Source organism: Methyloceanibacter marginalis (assembly GCF_001723295.1).
GTDB classification, from domain to species: Bacteria; Pseudomonadota; Alphaproteobacteria; order Rhizobiales; family Methyloligellaceae; genus Methyloceanibacter; species Methyloceanibacter marginalis.
Window position 1 is genome coordinate 1 of sequence record NZ_LPWD01000221.1, and the last position, 6,547, is coordinate 6,547.

Annotated in this window: 5 protein-coding genes; all 5 read right to left on the reverse strand. The window is 65.0% G+C overall.

Features of this window, described 5'->3' with window-relative positions:
• Nucleotides 1-214: 214 nt before the first annotated feature.
• Nucleotides 215-1,366, reverse strand: a complete 1,152-nt coding sequence (locus AUC71_RS08880) for an extracellular solute-binding protein (protein WP_069623980.1) — start codon at nucleotides 1,364-1,366, stop codon at nucleotides 215-217.
• A 93-nt stretch (nucleotides 1,367-1,459) separates the two neighbouring features.
• Nucleotides 1,460-3,253: an AsmA family protein gene (locus AUC71_RS08885; RefSeq protein ID WP_069623981.1), complete on the reverse strand. Its 1,794-nt coding sequence runs from the start codon at nucleotides 3,251-3,253 to the stop codon at nucleotides 1,460-1,462.
• Nucleotides 3,254-3,391: 138 nt separating this feature from the next.
• On the reverse strand, nucleotides 3,392-4,825 hold the full coding sequence (locus AUC71_RS08890; protein ID WP_141701571.1) for an ABC transporter permease: 1,434 nt from the start codon (nucleotides 4,823-4,825) through the stop codon (nucleotides 3,392-3,394).
• Nucleotides 4,826-5,149: 324 nt separating this feature from the next.
• A complete protein-coding gene (locus AUC71_RS08895) occupies nucleotides 5,150-5,674 on the reverse strand; it encodes a hypothetical protein (RefSeq protein WP_069623982.1) in 525 nt (174 codons plus the stop codon).
• A 10-nt stretch (nucleotides 5,675-5,684) separates the two neighbouring features.
• On the reverse strand, nucleotides 5,685-6,547 hold an 863-nt coding region (locus AUC71_RS08900; protein WP_069623983.1), incomplete at its 5' end, for a Fe(3+) ABC transporter substrate-binding protein.

Consider the following 6,547-nt stretch of genomic DNA (forward strand, 5'->3'; position numbering starts at 1 on the left):
GCCTTGGCAGTCTCAGCATACCTTGCGGCATGCCGTTCTGATCGTGCGTTCTGCGTAGAGGATGTCGCTGGATGATGTCACCCGGTGACTCTCTCTAAGTTTCAGGATGACACGAAGACGACAGATAAGGCAATTGCGAGTTGCCGCTTACCCGCACTTTCTTGGGATAGTCATTTCGCGAAGAGAAGCTGTCATGCGGCGCCTAAGACGGTGTCTAGGGCGCGGCCTTCGGCGTGCTCTCCGTCTCGGCGGCTTCTTTGGCTTTGCGCTCGGCCTGCCGCGCAGCCTCCGCCGCCTCGACTTCGGCCGCCCAAATGGCAAAACGCTGGGTGAGCGCCGCGCCGTTTTGGTCCCACCACGCGTCGTCGAATTTCAACGCTTTCTGAAAGTTGGCCGGTGCGGTCGGCAGGAACTTCTGCATGTCCACGCCGATGATGGGATGTGTGCCGACCAGCTCCAGAGCGGATTTTCGCATCGGGCCGTAGGAGGTGAGCCTTGCTTGCGCCGCGAGTTGCTCGGGCGCCGTGGCGAAGCGGATGAAGCGCATCGCCTCTTCTTTGTTTTCCGATGTCTTGGGGATCGCCCAAGCATCCAGGTCGTAGATCTGCCCGTCCCACAAGACGTCGACATTGCGGTCACCTACCGCGGCGCGGAAAATACGCCCGCTATAGCCGGCGGTCATCGCAACCTTGTCCTCGAGCAACCAAGTGATCGGCTGTTCAGCCTTGTCCCACAAAAAGACGTCGTTCTTGATCTTGTCCAACGCGGCGAACGCGCGGTCCGCGCCCTCCGCGGTCGTTAGCTCGCTATAGACTGTCTCGGGTGGAACCCCGTCGGCCAGCAGTGCCAACTCGATTGTGCGGCGTGGGTTCTTGGGCAGGCCGCGCTTTCCGGGAAAGCGCGCCGTGTCCAAAAGTGCGCTGATGTTTTCCGGCTGTCCTTTGCTGAACGCGTTCCGGTCGAAGGCCACCGCCGTGGACCACGCCACGCTCGCCACGCCGCAATCCGACACCGCGCCGGTGAAAAAGTCGTCCCCGGCGCTGCCGCCGCCTTCGGTCTCAAGCGCGGCAGCATCGATCGTCTCGAGCAGGCCATCCTTGCACAACGTGCTGAGCGCGCCGGCAGACACGTCAACCACGTCCACCGGTGTGCCGCTCTCAATCAAGGATCTAAGCTTCGGAAGTTTGCCGTCGTAAATTTCCGTCGCGACCACCGTGCCGGTTTTCTTGGCGAAGGGCTCGAACAAGGCGATCTCTTGCGCCCGGCCGTAAGCCCCGCCCCAGGTCGCCACGCTGAGTGTGTCCTGGGCACGGGCGGTTTCCGGGTGCCCCCCGAGCGCGGCGGCGACAGCCATGGCGATAAGCACGGCCCGGCGGGCAGTCGCGGTATCTCGAAGAGACGGTCTTTGATGGCTGAACACGAGTGATGGTCTCAGTCGAAGTCTTTGTGTTTGCGGCCCTCAGTGCGGCGCGGCCGAGGTGCTCTTAGGGTCAATTTCCGGCGATCCAGCTCCGAGGGTGGGGCGATTCGCTCTTTGGATCAGGGGGTCTGAGAGCGAGCCGTGCAAGGTGACCCGCGGCGGCGTCTCCATGACGAGCTGCGAGGCATCCAACGGCGCGACAGGGTCCGCTATCAGGAAGTCCCAATCAAGGGTTTGCTGCGCCACATCCATCCCGCCAGACCCCGAAACCAAGCCTCTCGGGGTCTGCATGCGGAAGGATCGGCACCAGAGATGACCGGCGGAGAGGCTGCAATCCGCATCGAGCGAGGTAAAGGCCGTGCCTGCACCGCGGCTCCAGCCGTCGCTTTCGGAACTGGACGTCGCCGAAAGCTCTGGAAAGTCGATGGGCACTGCGCCGTTCTGAGCGGTGATTTTGACCTCGCCGACCAGCCCGCGTACGAGCTCGCCGTGCGTGGTGCCGCCGCTCGACACATCGAGCTTTAGCGTGCTCAGACCCTTCAGGGGCACGCCGAGCGCAAAGGGCTGTAGACAGGTGTCGATCGCGATGTCGGAAAGGGTGCCAACCATGGACGCTACGGTTCTCGCGCCTGACAGGTCGAGCCCGACGCGTCCCGCTGCCTGACCGCCGCAAAGGTCGAGCTCGCCGATCTCGCCTGAGATCGTTCCGCCCTTGGCATTGATCGTGAAGCCGCCACGCCCAAGCTTCAGGCCCGCGGCCGACATCTCGCCGGCGGAGACGCGCAAATCCGCATCCAGATGTTTCAGCAGGAACCCGTCGAAGCCAGCGATCTCTTGCGCGCTCGCGTCGCCGCCGCCGAAATATGGATCGAGGATGAGGGTCTCGAAGGCGAGCGTGCCTTCGACCCGGGGCCGTGCGCTTGCCGTGAGCGAGAAAAGTCCGACCGCTTCGTTTCCGTCGAGTTCGAACGTGCCGTCGTCGAACGTCATCGTCGACCCGCTCCAATGGACCGTGCCTGACGCCGCGACATTCTTGAGACTGTCCCCCTCGGGGATTGCGACGCCCACCCAATTCAAAAAGCGGCGGGCGTCTGGCAGAACCGTCTCCATGTCGCCGCTGCCCTCGAGACCGTCCGCCGCGTCCACCGTGCCGGAAAAGCGTGCCGTCACCGGTTCGGAGGTAACTTTCATCGTGACCGGCGCGGCCTTGCCCGCGTCCGTCTCTTTGATCTTGCCGCTGTCCAGCGAGAAGGCGACATCCTCGCCATTGAAGTCGAACGACCCGAGCGCCGCCAACACGCCGCTGCGGCCGTGCGCGCTGAGCCGAATGTCGAGCTTGCCGATCAGCGGCTTGCCGGATGCCCACTTGACCGTTCCGCGGCGGATGCGGAGGGCCTCCAGCGGCGGGTCGATCAGCGCATCGGCAAGCATCGCCGCGAACGGCTGATCGCCCGCGCCTTTGCCGGCAGTTTCCTTCAGCGTGATGGTCGGCTGGCCGAGCCGCAGCGCATCGAGCTCCACCCGTCCCATCAGCAGCTCGGGAAAGTCGAGCGTCACCTTGAAGTCCGGCGCCGTGACGGTGCGGATCGCGGGGAGGTTGGTAGCGTTCGACAGCACGAAGCCGCCGCGCAGCGAGGGCGGGAAATAGCGCACCTCGAGCGGCTCCGTCAGCGTGACGGTGCCGCCACTCCAGTCCGAAAGGGAAGCCGCCACCCGGTCCCGCAATTCGGAGGACGTTCCAAGCTGATGAGGGAGCAGGAGCGCAAGCCCCGCGACCACGATCACGACAAGGCCGACAAGAAGCCATTTCCAAGGACGTTGGCGCGGCTTCATACCGACCTTTCCGTATTGCTGTCTGCGCGAAGCTCGCTGCGAACGGGCCGGGCGCCCGGAAGAGCGCCCCATGGCCCGCTCCATCTAGCCTAAACCGCCTGGCCCAGGCGAGCCCAACCGACACATTCTCTTGGGTTATCAAGAGATCCGCAACGCCCATTCGGGCTTTGTTTCAGGGGCTATGGGCCGGCTCGCCGAGGATCCGGGGCGGCTCCTGGCGATGATCCCGTGCAGCAGCAGAACCGGGGCCAAGCTGACCAAGACGATGGTCAGGGCCGAGAGCCCGGCCTCCTCGTAGCGGTAAAGCGAGGCGAGTGTGAACACCTGGGTGGCGAGCGTATCGAAGTTGAAGGGCCGCAGCAGCAGCGTGGCCGGCAGCTCCTTCATGGAATCCACGAAAACCAGCATGGCCGCGGCGCCGAGCGCCGGGCGCAACAGGGGCAGATGCACGGTCCAGAGCATGCCGCTCACCGTGGCGCCGAGCGTGCGCCCCGCGGCGTCGATGTTCCGCGAGATCTTGCTCAGTCCCGATTCCACCGCCCCGAGCGAGGCGGCGAGGAAGCGGATCGTGTAGGCGAGCACGATGGCGAAAGCCGTGCCGGAGAACAGGAGCCCGGTGGAGACGCCGAACAGCGAGCGCATGGCATCGTCGATGGCGTTGTCAAGGCCGGCGAGCGGAATGAGCAGACCGATGGCGAGCACGGTGCCGGGCACCGCGTAGCTGATGGCGGGCACGAGGCTTGCCACGTGAACGAACTTGGAGCGGGTCTGCCGCCGCCCATAGGCCAGCACCACGGCGAAGGTCACGCCGAGGACGGCGGCTGCGAAGGCCAGCGCCAGGCTGTGCAGCGCCGCCTGCCAAAAGGCCGGCGACAGGCCCGACGAGAGATGGACGATGGCATCGCCCACCAGCACATAGGCCGGCAGCACAAAGCCGACGAGGAGCGGCAGGGCGCACGCGATAGCGGCAAGCGTGCCCTTTGCGCCGGTGAGGGTATCCTCCGGCAGGTCGCGATACTTGCCGGTCGTGTGATGGAACCGCCGTCCGTGCCGCAAGGCGCGCTCCAGAGCCAGCAGCGCGAAGACGAAGACCAGCATGACGCAGGCGATCTGCGTGGCGCCGGCAAGGCTGCCGCGATCGAGCCAGGTGTCGTACACGGCGACGGTCAGCGTGCGCACGCCGAAAAACTCCACCGCGCCGATGTCGTTCAGCGTCTCCATCAGCGCGAGCGCCACGCCGGCCGCCAGCGCCGGCCGCGCGAGCGGCAGCGCGATCTGCCAGAAGGTTTCCGATGCGCTGCGCCCCAGCGTGCGGCTCGCCTCGATCACGCAGACGGACTGGGCGATGAAGCTCGCCCGTGCGGTGATGTAGACGTAAGGATAGAGCACCGCGCTCATGACGAAGATGGCGCCGCCGAGGGTGCGGATGTCCGGGAACCAGTAGTCTCGCGCATTCTGCCAGCCGAACACGCCGCGCATGGCGGTCTGAACTTCACCGGAATAGTCGAACAGCTCCAGATAGCAGTAGGCGATGATGTAAGTGGGCATCGCCAGCGGCAGAAGCAGGAGCACTGGAAGGCGCGCCGCCCGGGAAAGCGGTACATGGTGACGAGCCAGGCCGTGCCGGTGCCGATCAGAAGCGTGATCAGGCCCACGCCCAGCATCAGGCCAAGCGTGGTCCGCACGGCGCCCGGGAGCACGTTGGCGATGAGATGAGGCCAGGTATCGCCGCTCGGCTGAAAGGCGATCGCCGCAATGGCGATGAGCGGCGCGAGCGCGACGAGCGACAGGATCAGCGCCGCGACGGACCAGCCGAGATTGCCGCTCTCCGAAAGCCGGACGAGCCTTCGGCGAAAGGAAGCGGGCTCCGGGGGCTGGCCTTTGGCCGCTTGCTGGTCAGCGCCTGTCAGCGATCCCGCCCTCGCGGCCGGTGGCCTTGCCCGCCACGAGCGCCGCCACGGCCTCTTGCGACAGGCATTGATCCGCCTCCTGAAGCGCATCGGCGAAGGCGTTGGCCGCGTCGATCACGGGTTCGACCAGATCGGAACCGGTGAGCGCCAAGGCGCAAGCCTGCATGGCCGGACAGCGATGATTCTGAGACGCGGCGATCAGCGAGATCGCCATGCATTCGTCCGGGCAAAAGCCCGAGCAGCCGAACGGGTAATATTCGATCTTGCGCGAGGCAGACGAGCGCACGGCCCGGACCCAGCAGGCAAGTTCCGTCACGGCGCGCTTGGCGCGTGACGGCCCGAGGATGCGGTTGTACTCGTTCCAGCCGTTTTCCCAGCAGGCGATATCGCCGGTGTCATAGCCGGCAAGCCAGCACCGGAAGCCCACGCCTACCAGCCACTCGGCGCCGCTCCGCGGCGGAATAAAAGCGCGCTGCCCAGCGTGCTCATCGATTCTCTTATGAAAGCTCATCGTTGTCCCCTCATGAGCTTGGCCCTTCGTCAAAGCCGATTTTGTCCACCAGCTCGCTCGCCGCCTTGCGCCGTTCCGCGATCTCGTTGAGCGAGATCGGGTCCGACTTGAAAGTTCCCCACGACTGCACGAGCTTCGACCACGGAACCCCTTCTTTCACGGGGTACTCGCTGTTTACTTCCGCGTACATCTCCTGGCCTTTGTCGGAGGCCAGAAACTCGACCAACTTCACCGCGTTCTCTTTGTTGGGCGCGTTCTTCGCCAGGATCGCACCGGACACATTCACATGCGTGCCGCGGTCATCCGTGTTGGGGAACAGCATGTTCACGGAGTTCGCCCATTCCTTTTGCTCTGGGTGGTCTTCGTCCGTGAGCATCTTGCCCATGTAGTAGGTGTTGCCGATGGCGAGGTCGCACTCGCCCGCATAGACGCCCTTGACCTGAAGCCGGTCGTTGCCCGCGGGCTTCCGTGCCAGATTGGCTTTCACCCCGCGCAGCCACTCTTCTGTCTTCTCCTCGCCGTGATGGGCGATCATCGAGGCGATCAGCGCCACGTTGTAGGAATGCTGGCCGGAGCGGATGCAGATCTTGCCGCGCCATTTGGGGTCGGCGAGATCTTCGTAGGTAATGGTGTCCTCTTCCACCCGGTCCTTTGAGGCATAGACGACGCGCGCGCGGCGGGTCAGGCCGATCCACTCGTTGTTATCGCCGCGATAAGCCGGCGGAACCGCGTCGATGACCGCCTTGGATTCGACCGGCTGGGCGATCCCCGAAGCCACCGCCTGGCTGAGATTGCCGATGTCGACGGTGAGCAGCACGTCGGCGGGGCTGTTGCGCCCCTCCGCCTCGATGCGCTCGATCAGGCCCTTCTCGG

Coding starts and splice junctions, on each gene's coding strand:
- AUC71_RS08885 (WP_069623981.1), bottom strand. CDS start 3,253: ATGAAGCCGCGCCAACGTCCTTGGAAATGGCTTCTTGTCGGCCTTGTC.
- AUC71_RS08895 (WP_069623982.1), bottom strand. CDS start 5,674: ATGAGCTTTCATAAGAGAATCGATGAGCACGCTGGGCAGCGCGCTTTT.